This window comes from Ruminococcus sp. (genome assembly GCF_017549005.1).
Classification (GTDB): Bacteria; Bacillota; Clostridia; order Oscillospirales; family Ruminococcaceae; genus Ruminococcus.
In genome coordinates this window covers 140,237-160,861 of record NZ_JAFYYT010000056.1, presented here as the reverse complement: position 1 = coordinate 160,861, position 20,625 = coordinate 140,237, and the positions used below count along the sequence as shown (strand labels likewise).

The 20,625-nt window shown below is 47.2% G+C and carries 17 protein-coding genes; 10 read left to right on the top strand and 7 right to left on the bottom strand.

Annotation, left to right across the window (positions count from 1 at the left end):
- Positions 1–25 precede the first annotated feature (25 nt).
- The 3 genes from IKW96_RS14755 (at position 26) to IKW96_RS14745 (ending at position 7,365) form a co-directional block, all read left to right on the top strand.
- A complete protein-coding gene (locus tag IKW96_RS14755; RefSeq protein WP_296576626.1) occupies positions 26–3,616 on the top strand; it encodes a cohesin domain-containing protein in 3,591 nt (1,196 codons plus the stop codon).
- Between the two features lie 422 nt (positions 3,617–4,038).
- Entirely contained in the window at positions 4,039–6,399 is a 2,361-nt protein-coding gene (locus IKW96_RS14750; protein ID WP_296576624.1) for a hypothetical protein, read from the top strand.
- Between the two features lie 93 nt (positions 6,400–6,492).
- On the top strand, positions 6,493–7,365 hold the full coding sequence (locus tag IKW96_RS14745; RefSeq protein WP_296576622.1) for an NPXTG-anchored protein: 873 nt from the start codon (positions 6,493–6,495) through the stop codon (positions 7,363–7,365).
- Between the two features lie 55 nt (positions 7,366–7,420).
- Here the strand turns inward: IKW96_RS14745 and IKW96_RS14740 are convergent, their stop codons facing one another.
- Positions 7,421–8,167 (bottom strand): ATP-binding protein, encoded by a 747-nt coding sequence (locus IKW96_RS14740; protein ID WP_296576620.1) that lies wholly within the window; start codon positions 8,165–8,167, stop codon positions 7,421–7,423.
- A 266-nt stretch (positions 8,168–8,433) separates the two neighbouring features.
- On the opposite strand from IKW96_RS14740, the gene IKW96_RS14735 reads away from it, so the two are divergent.
- From IKW96_RS14735 to IKW96_RS14710, 6 genes are all read left to right on the top strand, one after another.
- Complete coding sequence (locus IKW96_RS14735) at positions 8,434–8,976, top strand: hypothetical protein (RefSeq protein ID WP_296576618.1); 543 nt, start codon at positions 8,434–8,436, stop codon at positions 8,974–8,976.
- 330 nt (positions 8,977–9,306) lie between these two features.
- On the top strand, positions 9,307–9,978 hold the full coding sequence (locus IKW96_RS14730) for a uracil-DNA glycosylase (RefSeq protein ID WP_296576616.1): 672 nt from the start codon (positions 9,307–9,309) through the stop codon (positions 9,976–9,978).
- A 13-nt stretch (positions 9,979–9,991) separates the two neighbouring features.
- A complete protein-coding gene (metF, locus tag IKW96_RS14725) occupies positions 9,992–10,852 on the top strand; it encodes a methylenetetrahydrofolate reductase [NAD(P)H] (protein WP_296576614.1) in 861 nt (286 codons plus the stop codon).
- Entirely contained in the window at positions 10,852–11,520 is a 669-nt protein-coding gene (locus IKW96_RS14720) for a vitamin B12 dependent-methionine synthase activation domain-containing protein (RefSeq protein WP_296576611.1), read from the top strand. The genes metF and IKW96_RS14720 overlap by 1 nt, the downstream gene beginning before the upstream one ends.
- A 202-nt stretch (positions 11,521–11,722) precedes the next feature.
- Positions 11,723–13,126 carry an ABC transporter substrate-binding protein gene (locus tag IKW96_RS14715; protein ID WP_296576609.1) on the top strand — a complete coding sequence of 468 codons (1,404 nt, stop codon included), beginning with the start codon at positions 11,723–11,725 and terminating at the stop codon, positions 13,124–13,126.
- A gap of 126 nt (positions 13,127–13,252) precedes the next feature.
- Complete coding sequence (locus IKW96_RS14710) at positions 13,253–14,206, top strand: NAD(P)-dependent oxidoreductase (RefSeq protein WP_296576607.1); 954 nt, start codon at positions 13,253–13,255, stop codon at positions 14,204–14,206.
- Between the two features lie 48 nt (positions 14,207–14,254).
- On the opposite strand, the gene IKW96_RS14705 is transcribed toward IKW96_RS14710, so the two are convergent.
- From IKW96_RS14705 to IKW96_RS14680, 6 genes are all read right to left on the bottom strand, one after another.
- Positions 14,255–14,497, bottom strand: a complete 243-nt coding sequence (locus IKW96_RS14705) for an RNA-binding S4 domain-containing protein (protein WP_019678992.1) — start codon at positions 14,495–14,497, stop codon at positions 14,255–14,257.
- A gap of 55 nt (positions 14,498–14,552) precedes the next feature.
- A complete protein-coding gene (locus IKW96_RS14700) occupies positions 14,553–14,855 on the bottom strand; it encodes an HU family DNA-binding protein (protein WP_296576605.1) in 303 nt (100 codons plus the stop codon).
- The gene (mazG, locus tag IKW96_RS14695; protein WP_296576603.1) at positions 14,842–15,672 is read right to left on the bottom strand and encodes a nucleoside triphosphate pyrophosphohydrolase; all 831 of its coding nucleotides are present in this window, start codon (positions 15,670–15,672) and stop codon (positions 14,842–14,844) included. Before mazG ends, IKW96_RS14700 begins: the two co-directional genes overlap by 14 nt.
- A gap of 187 nt (positions 15,673–15,859) precedes the next feature.
- Positions 15,860–16,855 (bottom strand): tryptophan--tRNA ligase, encoded by a 996-nt coding sequence (gene trpS, locus IKW96_RS14690; RefSeq protein ID WP_296576601.1) that lies wholly within the window; start codon positions 16,853–16,855, stop codon positions 15,860–15,862.
- A gap of 14 nt (positions 16,856–16,869) precedes the next feature.
- A complete protein-coding gene (locus IKW96_RS14685; protein WP_296576599.1) occupies positions 16,870–17,400 on the bottom strand; it encodes a hypothetical protein in 531 nt (176 codons plus the stop codon).
- Between the two features lie 98 nt (positions 17,401–17,498).
- Entirely contained in the window at positions 17,499–18,692 is a 1,194-nt protein-coding gene (locus IKW96_RS14680) for a PLP-dependent aminotransferase family protein (RefSeq protein WP_296576597.1), read from the bottom strand.
- A 245-nt stretch (positions 18,693–18,937) separates the two neighbouring features.
- Between IKW96_RS14680 and IKW96_RS14675 the strand changes: the two genes are divergently transcribed.
- Complete coding sequence (locus IKW96_RS14675; protein WP_296576596.1) at positions 18,938–20,563, top strand: polysaccharide biosynthesis C-terminal domain-containing protein; 1,626 nt, start codon at positions 18,938–18,940, stop codon at positions 20,561–20,563.
- Positions 20,564–20,625 lie beyond the last annotated feature (62 nt).

The following is a 20,625-nucleotide window of genomic DNA, read 5'->3' as shown; positions in this document are numbered from 1 at the left end:
TTATGCTCGGAAAGGAAATGCACTGATGAAGAAACTGCTTTCAGCAGTTACATCCGTTGTCATGAGCGCTTCGCTCATGACAGGTGCATTTGCTTCGTCAGTTAGTGCTGCCGGCAGTTTAACTGTCGAGCAGCCTAACATTAGTATGGGCGAAGTACTGGATGTTTCTGCTAAGACATTCGCTGCAGACGGATCAGTTGAATGGAAGCTCCCGACAATTACAGCAGCTCCCGGTCAGACCGTGACTATGCCGATAGTTGTTCAGGGCACAGGTCTTGAAATAGCAGGCGGTCAGTTCGTGATCAAAGCTGCTTCACCTATCGCTTTCAATTCTATCGTAACAGGAAATGCATATGGATACGAGATCGCGTCCAACGCAGACGAAAATACATTTCTTTTTAGTGGTGTAAAGGGTATCGTAGCTGCTCAGAATTCTGTAGTAGGTACTCTTAAATTCACTATCCCCGCAGATTGTGCGGAAGGCAAATATGACGTAAAGTGGTCTGAGAGCACAGCAAGCGCTCCCGGCGGCAAGAATGTAACAGACAAGGTAAAATTCACAGATGGTGCTATCAATGTCAAGAAAGACGCTGACGGAACTGTTGAGTGGGTACTTGACAATGTTACTGCTGTTCCCGGACAGAAGGTTGAACTCTCAGCTTACGTAAACAACGCAGAAGGCTCAGCTGTAGGAGTTGCAGGCGGTCAGTTCGTTATCGACGCTGGCTCGGCTGTAAAGTTCGATTCCGTTAAGGACGGCGGAGCTTATGACGCTAAGATCGAAGTCAATGACAAGGGCGAACAGCCTGCTTTCCTCTTCTCAAAGGTTGCTAAGGAAGGCGTTGTTGCAGCTGATAAGGCTGAGATCATGACACTTACATATACTGTTCCTACAGATTGTAAGGCTGGTACTTACGATGTTAAGTGGGCAGAGCAGGTTGTAAGTGACGGTTTAGCAAAGAACATTACCTCTAAGGTAAAGTTCACAAACGGCTCTATCACAGTTAAATCTGCTGATGAGCAGCAGACAGGCAAGATCAAGTGGGTTCTCGGCAACGAGACCGCTAAGCCGGGCGATACTGTAAAGCTCAGCGCAGTTGTTGATGACTCTGCTAACGCAGCAGTAGCAATTGCCGGTGCACAGTTCGCTATCAATTCTGCATCAAAGGATATCAAGCTTGTAGGTGTTTCTGAGAAGTCAGAGGCTTACGACGCTTCTATCAGCAAGAATCTTGACAAGAATGTTATCATGTTCGGTAAGGCCGGTTCAGCTTCAGTAGCTGCTAAGAACGGCAAGACCGTTGTTACACTCGAATTCAAGGTTGATGAAAAGTGTGCAGAAGGCAAATATGACATAAAGTGGGCTGAGGAAGTTATCAGCAGCGCTTTATCCAAGAACATCACATCAAACGTTGAGTTTGTTGACGGTTCTATCACAGTAAGCTCTAATCCCGATGCTGACGCAGTATCATGGGTGATTCCTGACGTTACAGTTGAGGCAGGCGCTACAAGCGCTGAGCTCAAGGTTCAGGTAAAGGGTAACTCTGACCTCGCAGTTGCAGGCGCTCAGTTTGCGATCGACGTTAAGTCACCTATCACTCTGGAAAAAGCTTCAGGCAAGCCTTATGGTGTTTCACTTGCTGCCAACGCAGAGAAGAATACTTATCTCTTCGCAGCAGTAAAGGGCGCTACAGCTAAGGACGGCGATGTATTCGCTACACTTATATTTGATATCCCCGCAGGTACAACAGGTACATTCCCTGTTAAGTGGGCAGATACAGTTGTAAGTGCTGAAAAGGGCGTAAACATTTCTTCTAAGGTTAAGCTTGTTGACGGTTCTATCACTATCGGCGGAACAACAACAACTTCTACAACTACTAAGAAGGTAGTAACAACAACTACTACAACAAAGGTTGATCCTAAGAAGACAACAACTACAACAACCGTTTCTTTCCCGATCACAACAACAACAGCTGCTCCTATTGTAATTCCCGAGGATAAGTCTATCGCTTGGGTAGTTGACAATGTGTATGCAAGACCCGGTGATCAGGTTAAGGTTGAGATCAAGGTATTTGATCCTAACAACAAGGCACTTGCTATCGCAGGCGCTCAGTTCGATATGGAGTCAGGTGCCAATGCAACTCTCGCAGAAGTTGGCAAGAAGTCAGCTTACGGTGCTGAGGTTATGACAAGCGACGACAAGGTAAGACTTCTCTTTGCTGACAGCAAATTAAAGGCTGCAGGCAATGATGACGTTGTTGCAGAGCTTATCTACACAGTAAGCGAGAACGCTGAAAAAGGCGAAGTTATCCCTGTAGAGATCAAGAATCTCGTAGTAGCAGGCGAGAAGAGTGCAAATATCTCTTCAAAGATTTACACTGTAAAGGGAAGCATCACAGTTCTTCCTAAGGGTGATCCGAATCCTACTACTGAGAAGGTAACAACAACTTCTACAACAACTTCTACAACAGCTGATCCTAAGAAGACAACGACTTCTACAACAACAGCTGATCCTAAGAAGACAACAACTTCAACGACAACAGCTGATCCTAAGAAGACAACAACTTCTACAACAACAGTTGATCCTAAGAAGACAACAACTTCGACAACGACAACAGTTGATCCTAAGAAGACAACAACTTCGACAACGACAACAGTTGATCCTAAGAAGACAACAACTTCGACAACGACAACAGTTGATCCTAAGAAGACAACAACTTCAACAACGACAACGGTTGATTCTAAGAAGACAACAACTTCAACAACGACAACAGTTGATCCTAAGAAGACAACAACTTCGACAACGACAACAGTTGATCCTAAGAAGACAACAACTTCTACTACAACCACAAATAATGGCGGTAGTGAAACAGGAACTACAACAACTGTAACCAAGAAGGCTGGATATGTAAAGACATATGCTTCTATCGAGACAGAGGTAGGCTTCTACTTCAGCCACGATGACGGTAGTGTATCAGGCGGCTTCAAGAAGAGCCAGATCAAGACTATCCACATTTATGATGTTTACGATGACGGTCACAAGGAAGAGCAGGACATTGATACTGGCAAGATCAACTTCAATGATGTAACTCCTGAATCTGCTTATAACAGTGTTCCTCACGTTGTAGGCAAGGGTAGTGCAGTTGACTTCAAGTACAGCGTAGATGTTTACTATGGTTCTGAGCGTCTCGTAGACGAGAGCGGCAGCGCACTTTCTATCGAGGCATATATCGGTGTTAAGGGTGATATCACACTTAACAACATCTGTGACGCAGTAGACGCTTCTATAGCACAGAGATATTATGCAGCACTTTCAACAGGTGCAACAGTTGATAGCGTAAAGTGCCAGACAGCAGCTGCAACATCAGGTTCATATCAGGTTAGCGAGCCTACTGATGCATTTGACCAGCTCGCTGCATTCCTCGGTGACGTAAGCGAAAACGAGTACAGTGCAGTAAACTGGAAGCAGACAAAGAGCGAGCGAGTAATCGACGCTGTTGACGCATCCAAGATCCTCAGATTCTATGCTATGAGATCTGTAACAGCTGCAGAAGTATCAAGCAATACTATCTGGCAGCAGATCAATCCAAGCAAAAGTGAAGAGCAGGGATCATAAAAGCTGATTAAGCTTAATAAAAAAGCAGGCCGAATGGCCTGCTTTTTTTCAATATTTACCGATTGACAGAACAAAAACAAAATGATATAATATGTATGCTGAAAAGCAAAAAATCGAATCGAAATGAGGAGAAATATTACAGAAAGTTCAATTGGACGAAAATATTACTGTTCATTAAGGGCTATATTGTGAAATAAGCACAAAAAGCCCAAATATTAATCGTCAATTATTTTTGATAAAAATGTGCTGTTTTGCTTGACTTATTGTTGTTTATGTGATAAAATGTAGTTATGAATTTTGGGGCAAGTTGTATTCAAATGCAGAAATTGGTCCCGAAATTTAGCCTAATGCACGGGGCCACTTGTGACCAAGACGTGTCTCGGGCAAAGGGGGAATAAACAATGTTAGAGAGGTATAGAACAATGAAGAACTCATTATTCAAGAGAGCAATCGCAGCAGCAGCAGCTGTTCCGCTGACTCTCACACAGTGTCCAACATTCACAAATGCTGTATCAATCAATGCGGTAAAGGGAACTGCACAAGTACAGGCAGAAGAAAAAGGTGTAACACTTGAAGATATTCTTTATATCCCTGCAGACGAGACAGTGTCCAAGTGGAACAAGAAATTAACACAGGGTATGGCTGGACAGGGCGAAAAGTCCGGAACAATTGATATCAAGGAGTATTCCGAGAAGATCATTAACAATGCCGGTCAGTATAAGGATGTTGCAGAGTATGCACTTGATCTCATCAAGAATGTGACATACAAGCTCGACGAGAATCTTAACCTCACAATCGAGGGCGAGATCGAAGAGCCTGATTTCAATGAGATCATCAAGAGCGAGATGGATTCTTCAAAGCCCGCACCACAGGCTGCTCCCGGACGTCAGATGGCTCCGAAGATCCCTGAGGGACTGGATCTTTCACTCCTTCCCGAGGGCGTTGACATTGAGGACCTCAAGAACCTCGACCTTACAACCATCGATATGGATACACGTAAGGAACTCGCGGAGAAGTATGAAATTCCGGATCTTGCAAATGAGGAAGTAAAGACTCTTGGTGAAGTAAAGCTTGAAGGTGCTAAGATCGATAACGATACTATCAAGAACATCAGCCAGGACTATGTTTCTATCAAGTTCAGCGACATCGATTTCTCAAAGACAAAGATCGGCGGTACGTTCAAGCTCGTTATCAACGGCTCTGACCTCAAGTATGGTACAACAGTTACAGCTGATTTCACCTACAAGTGCAACGACGGTAAGACATATTACCTCGGACAGCTTCCTGAGTTCGCTAAGACAGCTTTAGAGTCCATCAAGAAGACAGGCGACGAGGGAATCAAGAAGAGCTTCGACGCAAGCCTTGCAGATTCGATTCAGGGCAAGTACGACGAGAAACTTGACAAGTTCATCAAGGCTGCTACAAAGGCAGACAACGGAGTAACAAAGCTCCTGAATGCCGGTGCACACTCAAAGACATTTGCTTCAGTTCCTGATGCAATCTCTTATGCTAACGATAAGCTCACAAACAACAAGTACTACAAGGAGCTCGGCATCAACAAGCAGCTCCCCGCTACAGCTACTGATATCGCAGCAAACAGCACAGTTCTCAAGTACTATGAGAAGGCTATGAACGTTGCAAACAACAAGTTCAGCATCACAGCTAACGAGCTTGGTCAGTTCGCTGACAGCCTTATGAACATCAGTGTTGATACAAACGGCGCTAAGGGAACAGCAATCGCTATATTCCCCGACAGCGAAAAGGAAGTCAAGGAGCTTAAGGAATCCCTTGCAAAGCAGGGCTATACATATGAAAGCTCATACAAGAAGCTCACTGCAAAGGGCGACCTTACAAACGTAAAGGAAGAGAAGTTCGGTTCTGCTGATTTCCAGCTCGAGAGAGTTCTTCAGACAAACACAACTACAACTTCCACAACAACAACAACTACAACAACCACTACCACAACTACAGGTAAGGGCGGTTCTGATACAAGCACATCCACCACAACAACAACTACTACAACAGAGCCTGTTGTGACAACTACAGTTCTTAACGCTTACTTAGAGGCTAGTGTAGAGCAGTACTCATTCTATTACAGCATTGAGGAAGCTTTCGACAAGTCACAGATCAAGGACGCTAAGATCCACGGTAAGTATCAGGAAGGCTACGTTGATAAGGACGGCAACAAGGTTATCGTTGCTGAGAAGGAAAATGCTGTTGTAGACGCAGACATGAACCTTATCACATTCGGTACTGCAACACCTGCAAACACATACAACAAGGAAAACAAGACCTTTAAGTATGAGATACCCGTTTACTACAACGGTGAGGTAGTTACAGACTCAGTCGGTGATCCTTTCACAATGAAGGTTTACATCGGCGTTAAGGGCGATACAAACCTCGACGGTATTGCAGATGCAGCTGATGCTTCACTCGTGCTCCGTTACTATGCAGCCCTTTCAACAGGTAATAAGCCTGCGGATACAAAGCTTTCAAACAATGAGATACTCAAGAACAACCCGAGCAGCTCGTATGACGATCTCGCTGCATTCCTCAGCGACGTTCAGACCGGTGCTGACAAGCCTGTAACAAGATTCACAAGAAAGATCAACAGAACCTGCGACGCTGTCGATGCTTCAAGGATCCTCAAGTTCTACGCTAAGAGATCTTCTTCTGACTATGATAGCATGACAAACAAGCAGCTCTGGGACATCGTTGACAAGATCACTCCTGATCCTAACGAAAACAAGGACGCTCAGGAAAAAGCACAGGATGAGTCGTGATCTCATTCGCTAAAACCAAATGAATGTTTAATCTGCCGCCGTTAGCGGCGGCAGAGAACATATATAAATTATATCTGAAAGGAAATAATGACAATGAAGAAGAATGCATTCAAGAGTGTTATTGCAGCACTCGCTGTTTCAGCTGTAGCAGTTTCAAGTACAGCTATGGTAGCATTTGCTGCCAAGGCTGCTGGTCAGGATTATGACTTAGCAGGTTTAGATCCTACAAAGGCTACAGTTAAGCCTACACTTACAATTGAGACAAAGGAAGTTGACGAAGCTTCAGCTGCTGGTTCAACTGTAACTCTTAACCTCAGCGTTGAGGGTGCTGCTGGCAAGTATGCTCCTACAGGTCTCCACGTACAGTTCGATGAGAGACTCGAGCTCGTTCAGAGAGACGGTGAGTACGCTGAAAAAGGCGACGCTGGTAAGAAGCTCAGCTATACAGAAGAGAAGGACGGAAATAACGGTTTCTTCGTAACTACATCTGCAGATAAGGACAGCGGTAACGACGGTGTTCTTTGGACATTTGACCTTAAGCTTCCTGCTGATGCTAAGGGCGGCGACTTCTTCCCTGTAGAGATCGCTTACAAGAGCACAGAGAACGCTAAGGACCTCTTCACAAACGTTGACCAGAACGAAGAGGGTCAGCTCATGCAGGCATGGGTATTCACAAACGGTATCGTTCAGGGTGGTATCCAGGTTAAGGGCCCAACAACAACAACAACTAGTACTACAACTACTACAACTACAACAACTACAACAACATCTACAACAACAACTACATCTACATCTTCAGCTACTACATCTAAGGCTTCAACAACTACAACTACAACAACAGCTGCTAAGACAACAACTAAGGCTGGCAACTCACCTAAGACAGGTGTTCAGGGTGCAGGTCTCGCAGTTGCAGGTCTTGCAATCGCTGTAGGTACAGCATTTGCTCTCAGAAAGAAGGAAGACTAATTAATTAGTCCCCATTCATACTGAATATTAAAGGCTCTCCATTGGAGAGCCTTTTTTAGTCTTTTTTTGCAGGCGGAGTGTAATCAATACCGCCCCAGCCGTCAACGTTGGCACGTTTCATGGCGCCGAAGAGCCTGTCCTTGAAGCCGTGGTCTTTACGCTCCATGTCTGCAAGGAATTCCTTGGTTTTCTGCCTGTTTGTGTGTCCGTCCGCAGGACAGACAGACTTCACAACGGGAAGCTCGTTTTTGCGGGCGGCTCGGCGTATTTCCTTTTCGGGAGCGAGCACAAGCGGCCGGATAACGGTGACTTTCTTATGAGTGAGGTAGGTGCTTGGCGAAAAGCAGCCGATACGCCCCTCAGTAAACAGGTTCATTACAAAGGTCTCGACAGCGTCGTCGTAGTTGTGACCGAGAGCCACCTTGTTGCAGCCCAGCTCGTTTGCGGCGTCGTGAAGAGCTCCGCGGCGCATTCTCGCGCAGAGACTGCACGGACTTGGCTCCTTACGCACATCAAAGACTATTTCGCCTATCTGAGTGGGGATAACGTGGTACTCCACGCCCTGACTGCTGCAAAGCTCCGCAACAGGGGAGAAGTCGGGCTTTCTGTCCTTGAAGCCCATGTCGAGGGTAACTCCCACGACTTCATAATCTATACCGATAAAGCGCCTGAGGAGTATAAGCCCCTGCATCAGCACAAGGCTGTCCTTGCCGCCCGAAATGCCTGCAAGAATGCGGTCGCCGTCGCTTATGAGTCCGTATTCCTGAATAGCTTTTCGCATATAACCGAGAATTTTCTGCATAATGTCCTCCGTAAATCGTATTCGATTGATTATAACACAAAAAAGCTCAAAATGCAAGATGATAAGTTTAAGTTGCTGGCTTACGTATACCATGCACCCTTTCAATTCACCTGATACTGCGTGTTTTCAAAAAATTTGCAATTAAAAACTTGCAAAAATAGCAAAAATATATTATAATATAAAGGACAATATATAATTATAAGTGGAGCTCCTGCAATAAAGAGCCCATAAACGAAAGGAGCTGCGCTTTTGGCGCAGAAAAAGAAATGACCTCATTATTAAACGATATCATCATTATGGCAGCGGCAGATCATACCGCTATTTCAGCGCCTTTGAAGAAGCTGCTCATACTGATAGGTGCAATAGTTGTAATACTCATACTGATAATACTGCTTTTCAGCAGCAAGAGCAAGTTCAGACGGTTTCTGTCAATATTCCTCGAGGAACAGCCTGAGGAGGAAATGGACGGAGGATCGCCGCACAGAGGCGCTCCTGCCGCACCCGCGCAGCGCAGAGCCGCTCCCGAAGAGGAGTTCGTACAGAAGCGCACCTCCGAGCCTATTGTGGAAATGGCTACCCTTGTGAGAAAGAGCGACGACCGACTGAGAATAATCGAAAGCTCGGGGCAGATAAGACTCGTCGACGAGTACTATGAGCTTATTTTCGTGACCCGAAAGGGGCAGAAGCTGAAAATAGAGTGCTCGGCAGAGGCTTACGACAAAATTCCCTTTAATCAGCAGGGCTCGCTTACATATAAGCGTAATACCCTCGTAAAGTTCAAATATTACGAGGATACAGTGTTCAATTGATAAAAGGGCGACTTACGTGCGGTACATATACAGAAGCCTATACTTATTTATCGGGGAAAACCTTTCTGAGGAAAGGTTCTTCCCCGAACCCCTTTCCAAAGACTTTTAACCCAAATTTTCCTAAACAGGACGCCCATTGTAAGATGTACAGAGCGTTTTAGTTTTTGGGTGGGTGACCTGTTTAGGAAAATTTAAGCTGGAAGTTTTAGGAAGGGAGTTTGAGGGAGAACCCTTTTTCAAAAGGGTTTCCCTCAATAATAAACATACACTTTTGTATGTGTACCACACATAAGCTGCCCCGTATTTGTATACAGAAACGGACGTGTAAAAATGGTAAATTTCAACAATGACTGGGACGAACTTTTAAAGGGTGAATTTGACAAGGAATACTATCTTGAGCTCAGGCAGACGCTTATAACCGAATACAGGACGCAGCGTATTTACCCTGGAATGTACGACATATTCAATGCTATGAAGTACACGGCGTACAACGATGTAAAATGCGTTATAATAGGACAGGATCCCTATCACGGTGAAGGACAGGCTCACGGGCTTAGTTTTTCCGTGCGCAAGGGAGTAGCTCCGCCGCCGTCGCTGATAAACATATTCAAGGAGATACGCGACGATGTAGGTATCGACAACCTCGGCAAGCACGGCGAGCTGACAAAATGGGCGCAGGAGGGAGTTCTTCTGCTCAATTCCGTACTCACGGTACGTGCCGATCAGGCAAGAAGTCATCACGGCATAGGCTGGGAGAACTTCACCACAGATGTTATACAGCTCCTGAACAAGCGTGAAAAGCCAATGGTATTCATGCTCTGGGGAGGCGACGCAAAGGCAAAGCAGCAGTTTATAACAAATCCGGCTCACCTTGTACTGAAAGCCGCACATCCCAGTCCGCTTTCGGCGTACAACGGCTTTTTCGGGTGCAGGCACTTTTCAAAGGCGAACGCATTTCTCCGCGCAAAGGGCATGGGAGAAATAGACTGGTCAATAGACTGAACGGGGGCAGATCATGCATATAAAGGAACTTTTCGGCCAAAAAACGGTGTACTCATTCGAGGTATTCCCACCCAAAAAGACGAGCCCTGTAGAGGTGATATACGAGACTCTCGACGAGCTGAACGGACTCAAGCCCGATTTTATCAGCGTAACCTTTGGCGCAGGCGGCAGCGGAAACAGCAAATATGCGCTGGAGATAGCTTCAAAAATAAAGGCGAGCGGCATTACGCCAATGCTTCATCTGCCCTGTATCAACTTTACAAGGGCTGAGATCGACGCAGCGCTCAGCGAGGCGCAGGAGCGCGGTATCGAGAACATACTCGCACTGAGAGGCGATATCAATCCTGATATACCTCCTGTGGACGAATTCCGTCACGCAAGCGACCTTATAAGCTACATAAAGACAAAGGGCAGCTTCGACATTGCAGGAGCCTGCTATCCAGAGTGTCACCCCGACGCAGAAAATCTCATAGAGGATATAACGAATCTCCGCAAAAAGGTGGAGGCAGGCGCCGATCATCTTATAACCCAGCTTTTCTTTGATAACGACAGCTTTTACGAGTTCCGCGAAAAGGCTGCGATCGCAGGTATAAACGTGCCTATAGAGGCAGGAATAATGCCTGTTGTCAACAAAAATCAGATAGAGCGTATGGTAACTACCTGCGGCGCAAGTCTGCCGAAGAAGTTCGTGCGTATAATGACGAGATATGAGCACAGTCCCGAGGCTCTCTGCGACGCAGGAATAGCCTACGCTGTAGACCAGATAGTAGACCTTGTGGCGAGCGGAGTTGACGGCATACATCTCTATACTATGAACAAGCCCTACGTTGCACGCAAGATAAGCGAAGCCGTATCGGGCATAATCGGTGCGTAATGGAGCTGCTGCCGATATCAAAGGCGGAAGCCGCACGGTATATGGGCGTAAAGGGCGAGCCCGACAGCGCAGTTGCGGAGCTCCTTGACAGGGCGGAAAAGCAGGTACGCGAGACTCTGCGCCCCAAGTACGTCTATCTTGAAACTGATATGACCGTTACAGACGGTGGAGTTCTTCTCAGTGCAATGTCCGAGCCTCTGACGGGGGAGGACATAAAGCGTCATATGAAGGGCTGCAACAAAGCAGTGCTCCTTGCGGCAACTCTTTCGCAGGAAGCCGATAAGCTCATACGACAGGCAGCTGTGACGGATATGGCATATTCTCTCGCACTTGACTGCATATGCAGCGCAGCCATAGAACAGGTCTGCGACAGGGCGGAGGAGGAGATATTCGCAAGGGAAGCTGCGACCTACAGGACATGGCGGTTCAGCCCTGGCTACGGAGACCTTCCGATAACGCTGCAGCGCGGATTTCTCCTTGCACTGAACGCTCAGCGCCGCATAGGACTGACAGTTACGGACAGCAGTCTCCTTATCCCTTCAAAGTCGGTGACGGCAGTCATCGGCATTTCTGACTCGCCTGTTGAGCGGGGCAGGCGAAGCTGTGCGATATGCACAATGAAAGACAGCTGCGCCTACAGACTTTCAGGCAGTATTTGTAAAAAATAGTACGTAATACAGATGCTTTCTGATATTTATTTAATCAGAAATATGTGATAATATCACTATAAATCGTCCTAAAATCTATGTAAAATAGATATTGACACAAATAGTAACAAAGTGATATAATTAAGAAAAACGCAATAATTGATAAAAACGCAATTAAAGGTCTGTTCAAAAATAAAAGCGCGATCTTAAAAGGAGTTAGATGATGAAAAAAATCAGGTATTTCATTTCTGCATTGCTCATAGCTGCAATGCCTGCATCACTTCTTTCATGCAGCAGCAAGGACGAGAAGCCGAAGTATAGTAAGGAGCTCGATAATTCTGTAAGAGAAGAGATACATAAGAATGCCGCTGAATCTGACCTTCTTACAGGCGACAAACTTGAAAACGGTGTTATAAAGTGGCTTTCCGACTGGGATATCAATCCCGACGGCACAGGCAAGAACGTTCCTACCGATCTTGCAGTATTCCAGGAGCGCTACGGCGGCACGGTAAAGTATTATAAATGTACATTCCAGAACCGTTATGACAAGCTTGCGGAGTATATAAACTCCGACGAGGGCATAGACTTTTTCTATGGAGGAAACCTCGACGCTTTTCCAAACGGTGCTATAAAAAAGATATTCGCTCCCGTCGATGACTACATCGACTTCAGTTCTCCCCTGTGGGAGGACGTAAAGGAGCTTAACGACAGCTTTATGTGGAACGGCAAACACTATATGGCTGGAGTTCAGGCTACCGGTGACAAGGTGGGAGTGATCTACAACCGAAAGACCGTTGCTGAGGCAGGTCTGGAGGACCCCGCAGAACTGTTCGCAAAGGGCGAATGGGACTGGGACGCATTCGAGAGTATGCTCGAACAGTACGTCGATATCCCCAATCAGAGGTACGGCATTGACGGCTGGTGGTTCGAGTTCGGACTGATGAATACCATAGGTATTCCGCCCGTAAGCCTCGAAAACGGCAAACTTATAAGCAATATCGGCAATCCTTCAATGGAGCGTGTTCAGAACTGGATGTATGAGCTCAGTCAGAAAGGCTATGTTGCTATTGGCAGTGATGACCTGGGCTGGACGGAGCACCCGGCATATATTGGCGAGGGCAAGACGCTGTTCTATCCTTCGGGCTTGTATGAGTTCTACAAGGAAAAGGCTCAGTGGAGCAAGACCTTCGGAAACGATGCGTTCTTCGTACCTATGCCAAAGGACCCAAAGGCTGACGAATATTATATCCCCACAGGCTTTGAAGCCTATATGTTCGTGAGCGGCGGTTCAAACCCCGAGGGCGTGGCAAAGTACCTCGACTGCAAGCGCTTCACACATCTGGACGAGAACACAAAGGCACTTGCTGATAAGCAATTCTTGGAAGACTACGGTTGGACACAGGAAATGCTCGATATGAAGGATAGTATGCAGGAGCTTGCGGAGGAAAATCCTGTTATCGACATATCAAAGGGCATATCCGACGACTGCGGCGAGCTTCTTGATGACAGTCTTAGAAAGGCTGCAAGAGGAACACCGTGGAATGAGACATACGAATCCATTTACGCAACAGTTGATAAGTATCTTGACAAGATAAACGCAGCTCCCGAGGCTGCGGATGTCGAATGAGACCCCGAAAACTAAGCAAAGATGTAATTTTTTAGTTTAACTATTGAATAATGTGCAAAATTATGCTATAATTAACGAAAAGCGGTTAAGATCTTGTTAATTAGAGCTTGGAAGGAGGCTATGATCATGGAGAAAGTGCTTGTTACAGGGGGATGCGGACTAATAGGTCAGCATATTTGTTCAGGACTGCTGAAGAAGGGATATGAGGTCATAGCTATTGACAGGGAGGAAACAGGCTACAACGACGGCAAGGATAACTACACCTTCGTTGAGTGTGACCCTGCTGACAAGAACACCATTGCAGAGCTTTTTGAGAAGTATGACTTTTCGGCGATCGTACACGCTGCATTCACTGTGGATAACGATTTCCCGCCGACTATAACCGAAGGGGAGATGAAGGCGTGTGCCGCTGCAGACAAATTCATCTATCACTATGCGGTAACATCGACGATAAAGAAAATAGTTATGCTCAGTACTTCTCAGATCTATCAGATCACCAAGTCCCGCGAACCTATACGCGAGGACAGCGATCTCAAACCGATCACAAATTACGCGAGCATGAAGTACTCATCTGAGAAGATGATGGCTACGGAAATGCAGCACCATAAGGAGATAATCGGCTGTATAATAAGGTTTGCACCTGTTTATACCCACAATTTCACCGATAATCTCATGGTAAAGATCACAGACCCGAAGGACGGTTCGCTTTTCGTGTACGGACAGGGACAATACGGCTTTCAGTTCTGCTGCGTGCACAATCTTGTTGATTTTATTCTTTGCTTTATCAAGAATGCGGATTCTACTAAATATTCCGGAGTTTACAACGTAGGTGACAAGCTCCTCACATCTGCCGCAGATATAATAACCTTCATGCGTGAACATCATCGCCTCGGTGCGGTAGTTCAGAAGTCGCCTGCCGGCGCAATGTCTAAGCTGAAGGGAATATTCGGCGCAAGCAAGGAGGAAAAGCAGAATTACCGTTTCCTTGACATCAATAAGCTTGAAAACAACAATATGCTTGACTGCACCCGTGCGTCAAAGCTTGTAACGTTCCGCTGGGACTTACATAATACCAAGTAATATCAAAGCCCCCGTGTGCCGAAGTCACACGGGGGCTTGAACATTTCCTTATTCAATAACGGTATAGTTATCCGCAGCATTCTCCTTTGTAGCGTGTTCTGTGACGCTCAGGACCTTTACTTTGAGGGGGCGTGTACCCATATTGATCTCTATTATGTCGCCCACCTTAACGTCGTATGAAGCGCGTGCAGCCTTGCCGTTAACGACTATCTTTTCTGCGTCGCAGGCTTCGTTGGCAACGGTGCGGCGCTTGATGAGGCGTGTTACTTTAAGGTATTTGTCCAGTCTCATATTTATCCTTTCTATTGTAAAACAAACGGGGACAGAAGCCTGTCCCCGTTATTTATTACTTTTTCTTCTTCTTGCTGTTCTTTACTGTGTTAACAGCTTCCTTGAGGCCTCTGCCAGCCTTGAAAGCGGGAGCCTTGCAGGGAGGGCAAACCATTTTAGCCTTTGTCTTGGGGTTGATGCAGGTCTTTTCGCCTCTCTCACGAACCTCGAATGTACCGAAGCCTGTGATAGAAACCTTCTCACCCTTAACGAGTGTCTCCTGGATTGATGAAAGTGTAGCCTCAAGAGCAGCTGCAGCGTCCTTCTTTGTGCAGCCAGCCTTTTCTGCGATTGAATTGATGAGTTCAGTCTTTGTCATTTTTACGTTCCTCCGTTTTACTGATAATTGATTTTGCCTTGTTCCAATACTTGTCAAGCTCTTCAATAGGAAGCTCCTTCATGTCGATCTTTTCGGCAGAAGTGAGGTCTTCTGTGACGGAAAAGCGCTTGATGAACTTTTCCGTAGCCGATTTAAGTGCAAGCTCGGCGTCAACGCCGAGATGACGAGCTGCATTTACGCACGAAAAAAGCAGATCGCCAATTTCTTCCTCGATATTAGCCTTATCGCCGTTAGCGATAGCAGCGTCCAGCTCAGCCTTTTCGTTTCCGATACAAGCCACAGCATCCTCTGCACAGCGGAAATCCATACCTGCGCGCATTGCGCGTTTGCCGACCTTCTGCGCTCTCATAAGAGCGGGAAGCGACTTTGCAACGCTTGTGAGCGTATCGGTATAGCGTTCCTGTCCCTTTGTTTCCATTTTGATAGCGTCCCAGTTTTTAAGCACCTGGTCGGTGGTATTGGCTGTGACGTCACCGAAAACGTGGGGGTGACGGATGATGAGCTTCTTGCAGACTTCGTCGCACACATCATCGAAGGTAAACGTACTTGTTTCCTCCTCGATCCTGCAATGGAAAACTACCTGAAGCAGAACGTCGCCCAGCTCTTCACGAAGAAGCGCCTTGTCGTCAAGGTCGATAGCCTCGATGACCTCGCAGGTCTCTTCTATGAAGTCGCTCTTGATAGACTTGTGGGTCTGCTCCCTGTCCCAGGGGCAGCCGCCCTCGCCTCTCAAAAGCCTGACTATATCGAGCAGATCGCTGATCGAGTAATGATCCTTCTGCTGATATTCAACCATAGGAAAACACTCCCTTAAAGACGGGCTATGTAATATAATACCCTAAAATTTATCAAATTGCAACCTATTTTTTACAATTTCGTCAATATTGTGGAATAATATGCTTTACCTCGTCGCAGTTTGTATATTTTTGCCATATAATTACAGTTAGTTATATATATACAAACGCCCGAAACGGTCAAATCACCTATCTGTCAACAAATCCGACCTTATGGTAAACCTTTGAAACTATCCTTCCGGAGTACCTGAGAGCCTTCTGTGCACCCTCGGTGTAACACTGCTTGAGGTAAGCCTTGTCGGCGCTGAGTCTTGCGAACTCAGTACGTACAGGCTCAAGGTGATCGGCAACGGCTTCACCCACAGCGAGCTTGAAGTCGCCGTAGCCCTTTCCTGCAAATTCGGACTCTATAGCCTTGAAGTCCTTGCCTGTAACACAGGAATATATAGTCATAAGGTTATTTATGCCGTCCTTGCCCTCACGGTAGCATATCTCAGCCTCGCTGTCGGTAACGGCTCTCTTGAATTTGCGTATGATAGTGTCCTTATCGTCGAGGATAAGTATGCAGGCGTTGGGGTTATCGTCGGATTTTGACATTTTCTTTGAAGGCTCCTGCAATGACATTATCTTGGCGCCCACCTCCGGGATATATGGCTCGGGGAGCGTGAAGAAGTCGCCGTAGCGCTGATTGAAGCGCTGAGCGATATTTCTTGCAAGTTCGAGATGCTGCTTCTGGTCTACGCCTACGGGAACGAGGTCTGCGTTATATGCGAGGATATCGGCAGCCATGAGAGTAGGGTAGGTGAAGAGTCCCGCATTTATATCGTCGGGGTGCTTCTGGCTCTTGTCCTTGAACTGAGTCATACGTGAGAGCTCGCCGAACTGCGTATTGCAGCCCAGTATCCAGTTGAGCTCCGCGTGTGTGGGAGCGTGGCTCTGTATAAAGAGTATGGATCTTTCGGGATCAACGCCGCACGCCATAAGAAGCGCATACGAATTGAGTGTGTTCTGACGGAGCTTTGCTGGCTCCTGTCTTACCGTGATAGCGTGCATATCAACAACGCAGTAGATGCAGTTGTACTGCTCCTGCAAAACGCCCCAGTTTCTTACAGCTCCGATATAGTTACCGAGAGTGAAGGTTCCTGTAGGCTGGATACCGCTGAATATCAGCTTTTTATCGTCCATTTTGTGCCGACTCCTTACTGATTAGCTTCTTTTCTTCTGATAGCGTCGTCCTTGAGCTGACAGTTTCTTATCTCGCTGAGAACGCGCTGATAGAGAACGTAGAATGAACGGAGCTCCTTTTCTTCCTCGGGGATAGGACCTGAAGCAAGTACTGTCTTGTATACGCCGTTCTTGGTGAGGAGGAAGATGTTGTTGTTTCTTCCCTTGGGGAGGTCGTAGGACTTTGTCTTTTCGCACTTGGGCATGATCTGACCTGCATTTGCAACGAGAGTATGAGCAGCCTGAACGAGATTTCTGTATCTCTGGGAAGCTCCTGTGTACTCGCCGCCGTTGTTGAAGTAAACGTTGGCAGCGCCGTTGATGAAGCATACCATAGTAGTGAGAACGTCTGCCGACATCGGGATGTCGATGACTACTCCGAAAACATCGTCTTTCTTGAGCTTGATGATGTTGTTGAAGTACTCGGCAGGGAAATTGATAGCCTGACCTCTTGTCATGAGGTATTTCTGTGTGACATTATATCTGTCTGTCATTCTGTTTGGCATAATGGATTATCCTTTCAGTGTAATTTCTTTGGGCTTGTACTTTTTGCGTTGTCAGCAGATATTTCCGCTGCAAAAAGGATCTGCCCTTTTCTTTTTTATCAATCGAGCATTTCTTTTGTCATACGGGCCAGTATATCCATGCCCTTCTTTATCTGCTCGTTGGTAGGCGTTGAATAGTTGAGTCTGAAGGAGTGGCTTACCTCGCCCTCCTCGATGCTGAACGAATTGCCGGGAACGACTGCAATCTTGTACTGCTGTACAGCCTTTCTGCAAAAATCGTTCATATCGCAGCTCTCGGGAAGGTCGCACCATACGAAGAGACCGCCCTGAGGCTTGATGTACTTTATCTGCTTTGAGAAGTCGTTGTCAATGTATCCGCACATAAGGTCGCATTTCTCCTTGTATATAGCGCGGAGCTTCTTGAAATGAGCTTCTCTGTCAACTGTTGACATGAATCTGTAGGATACTACCTGAGCCCACATATTCGAGTGAACGTCTGCCACCTGCTTGCATACGACCATTTTCTGGATAACAGGTGACGGAGCTGAGCAGTAGCCTGTTCTGAAGCCCGATGAGATTATCTTTGAGAATGTGCTGGAGTAGATGACTCTGCCCTCGGTATCAAAGCTCTTGATACACGGAACGTTCTCGCCCTCGAAGCGGAGCTCGCCGTATGGGTCGTCCTCGAGGATAATGAAGTCGTACTTGCAGGCAAGCTCATAAACAGCCTTTCTCTTTGCAAGCGACATAGTTTTTCCTGTTGGGTTCTGGAAGTTCGGGATAACATAGAGGAGCTTCACGTTCTTCTCTGTCCTGAGAGCGTTTTCCAGCTTTTCAAGGTCAATTCCGTCGTCCTCCATCTCGATACCCCTGAGGTGAACGTTGTATGAGCGGAAAGCGTTGAGCGAACCGATAAAGCTTGGAGACTCAACAAGGAGAGTATCTCCCTCATTGAGGAGCACCTTGCAGGCAAGCTCGTTGGCCTGCTGACCGCCCGAGGTGATGATAAGGTCGTCGAACTCTTTATGGAAGCAGCCCTTTTCAGTCATCCAGCCCTTGAGGTAATCACGGAGCGGAGTGTATCCCTCGGTAACGCTGTACTGAAGAGCGAGGATAGGGTCGTCTCTGAGAAGCTCAGCGGATATCTCGGCGATCTGCTCCTTGGGGAAAGCCTCAGGTGCAGGATTGCCTGCCGCGAAGGAAATGACCTCGGGATCGGCGGTGAATTTCAGTATTTCTCTGATAGCCGATGCCTGCAGCTTGCTTACCTTGTCTGAGAATTTATAATTCATGATAAAAACCAGCCTTTCGTCTGTTTGTTAATTATTTGCTTGGTTTTGTCCCGTCACGTCTTATATCGGGACAGTTCGGAATGTATTATCAGCCTATCTTAACCATTATACCACATAATTACAAAAAAAGCAACAGCCGCGGAAAAATAGTGGGCAAATTAATTATCCGTGCCGCGAACCTATACCACATAAATTCAAATCCTGCATCATATATTTTTATAAAAAAGCGGTCTTTTCCGCATATTATGTCAAACAGGAGGCGTTTCGGACTGAAAAGGCAGGATTTCCTCAAGGGCTCCATAATACTGATGATATCGGCAGCGGCAGCAAAGCTGCTGGGAGCGGTATTCAAGATACCTCTTACCAACATACTGGGCGGCATAGGCATGAGCTATTTCAGCTGTGCCTACAGTATCTTCATGCCCGTGTACGCCCTGACCGTGACGGGGCTGAGCTCCGCCGTGGCGCGTATGACTGCACAGAGCGCGGCTCTCGGTATGTATGCAAATGCCGCAAAGGTGCGACGGACTGCTCTGATGCTGTTTTCGGGAGTGGGACTTGTAGGGAGCCTCCTTATATTTCTGCTTGCAAAGCCGTTCAGCCTGTATTTTATCGGCAGCCCCGAAGCTTACGGAGCAGTTGCAATGATAGCTCCGTCCGTATTTTTCGGCTGTATCACCGCTGTTGAGCGCGGCTACTATGAGGGCATGAGCAACATGTACCCCACAGCCTTCTCACAAGCGGCGGAGGGCGTAGTTAAGGCAGTCGCAGGCCTTATGCTGTGCGGCTATGTGACCTCACACCCCGGCACGGTCATGGGACTGTTTCCGGATATCACCGATATCCGCGGAGCAGCCGCGGCGGCAGGCGTCCTCGGAGTTACTCTCTCCACGGCAGGAGCGGCTCTTTTCTTTGGCGTCATGAGACTTGTCGTGCGTCCGCACCGCGGCGGCGAAGCTCATCTCATGAGCGGCAGGGCCATAGTCAGGGAGCTCATGGCGACGGCGCTTCCCGTAGGCATAGGAGCTCTTGTGACGAACCTCACGGCGGTAGTTGATATGTGGACTGTGATAGGCTGTATATCAAGGTTCGGCAGCGGAATAAAAGCTCCCGCAGGCGTAACGGCAGGGGAACTGCCGAGCTTTGTGTACGGTTCATTTGCAGGCATAGCCCTCACGGTGTTCGGACTTGTTCCCTCGGTGACGAATATGCTGGGCAAGGGAGCTCTTACCTGCATTGCCTCAGCCTGCGGCAGCGGCGACAGGGCGGCTGTACAGCGCGGTACGATGCAGGCACTGCTGACTGCCGTGATAATATCGGTACCTGCGGCGGCAGGGCTTTTTGTTCTTGCGCCCGAGGTGCTGGGCTTCCTGTATCCGAGGCAGAGCGACGAAGCGGCGCTGTGCATAGCTCCGCTGAGGTATCTTATGGCAGGAATGGTCTGCCTGTGCGCTTCTTATCCGCTGTTCAGTATGCTTCAGGCCGCAGGGAAACCCTCCGCGCCCCTGAAGATAATGCTTGCAGGCACAGCCGTGAAGCTCGCGGGCAATCTGCTGCTCATACCTTTTATGGGAGTTGACGGAGCTGCATTTTCCACCACACTGTGCTATGCGCTGATACTCTGTCTATCACTCCGGATTTATATTACAACGGTGAAAATAAAAATACATATTATACCATTTGTAAACGCGCTTTATGCAGGCTTTATGTGCGGCGGTTCAGCTTATCTGACAGCGTGCACCGCGAAACATAGGGAACTGTCGCGATTAACAGTAATAGGTGCATCTGCGGTGGTCGGAGGAACTGTTTACATAGCGTTTCTGAGGGCTCTTTCAGCAGATCGGACGACCGTTTTTCCGAGAGATAAGTAAAAACAACTAATGAGAAGCTTCTTTTTGGTGAAAAAGGTCAAAAAAGCTACTGCCGATTGTTA

Coding starts and splice junctions, on each gene's coding strand:
- trpS (WP_296576601.1), bottom strand. CDS start 16,855: ATGGACGATAAAAAGCTGATATTCAGCGGTATCCAGCCTACAGGAACC.
- IKW96_RS14735 (WP_296576618.1), top strand. CDS start 8,434: ATGACCTCATTATTAAACGATATCATCATTATGGCAGCGGCAGATCAT.
- IKW96_RS14740 (WP_296576620.1), bottom strand. CDS start 8,167: ATGCAGAAAATTCTCGGTTATATGCGAAAAGCTATTCAGGAATACGGA.
- IKW96_RS14700 (WP_296576605.1), bottom strand. CDS start 14,855: ATGACAAAGACTGAACTCATCAATTCAATCGCAGAAAAGGCTGGCTGC.
- IKW96_RS14745 (WP_296576622.1), top strand. CDS start 6,493: ATGAAGAAGAATGCATTCAAGAGTGTTATTGCAGCACTCGCTGTTTCA.
- metF (WP_296576614.1), top strand. CDS start 9,992: ATGCATATAAAGGAACTTTTCGGCCAAAAAACGGTGTACTCATTCGAG.
- IKW96_RS14705 (WP_019678992.1), bottom strand. CDS start 14,497: ATGAGACTGGACAAATACCTTAAAGTAACACGCCTCATCAAGCGCCGC.
- IKW96_RS14680 (WP_296576597.1), bottom strand. CDS start 18,692: ATGAATTATAAATTCTCAGACAAGGTAAGCAAGCTGCAGGCATCGGCT.
- IKW96_RS14710 (WP_296576607.1), top strand. CDS start 13,253: ATGGAGAAAGTGCTTGTTACAGGGGGATGCGGACTAATAGGTCAGCAT.
- IKW96_RS14715 (WP_296576609.1), top strand. CDS start 11,723: ATGAAAAAAATCAGGTATTTCATTTCTGCATTGCTCATAGCTGCAATG.
- IKW96_RS14750 (WP_296576624.1), top strand. CDS start 4,039: ATGAAGAACTCATTATTCAAGAGAGCAATCGCAGCAGCAGCAGCTGTT.
- IKW96_RS14675 (WP_296576596.1), top strand. CDS start 18,938: ATGTCAAACAGGAGGCGTTTCGGACTGAAAAGGCAGGATTTCCTCAAG.
- IKW96_RS14730 (WP_296576616.1), top strand. CDS start 9,307: ATGGTAAATTTCAACAATGACTGGGACGAACTTTTAAAGGGTGAATTT.
- mazG (WP_296576603.1), bottom strand. CDS start 15,672: ATGGTTGAATATCAGCAGAAGGATCATTACTCGATCAGCGATCTGCTC.
- IKW96_RS14720 (WP_296576611.1), top strand. CDS start 10,852: ATGGAGCTGCTGCCGATATCAAAGGCGGAAGCCGCACGGTATATGGGC.
- IKW96_RS14755 (WP_296576626.1), top strand. CDS start 26: ATGAAGAAACTGCTTTCAGCAGTTACATCCGTTGTCATGAGCGCTTCG.
- IKW96_RS14685 (WP_296576599.1), bottom strand. CDS start 17,400: ATGCCAAACAGAATGACAGACAGATATAATGTCACACAGAAATACCTC.